Source organism: Aliivibrio sp. A6 (assembly GCF_028765505.1).
GTDB lineage: Bacteria > Pseudomonadota > Gammaproteobacteria > Enterobacterales > Vibrionaceae > Aliivibrio > Aliivibrio finisterrensis_A.
Window position 1 is genome coordinate 1 of sequence record NZ_JARACR010000170.1, and the last position, 225, is coordinate 225.

1 rRNA gene is annotated in these 225 nt (G+C 51.1%); it reads left to right on the forward strand.

Annotated features, from left to right (window positions below):
* Positions 1 to 225, forward strand: a 23S ribosomal RNA gene (locus PVK70_RS19030); the annotation flags it as partial.

The following is a 225-nucleotide window of genomic DNA, read 5'->3' on the forward strand; positions in this document are numbered from 1 at the left end:
CGCGATACAGGGTGATAGCCCCGTAACCGACATCTCATCATCAGTGAAAACGAGTAAGGCGGGACACGTGATATCCTGTCTGAATATGGGGGGACCATCCTCCAAGGCTAAATACTACTGACTGACCGATAGTGAACCAGTACCGTGAGGGAAAGGCGAAAAGAACCCCTGTGAGGGGAGTGAAATAGAACCTGAAACCGTGTACGTACAAGCAGTAGGAGCACC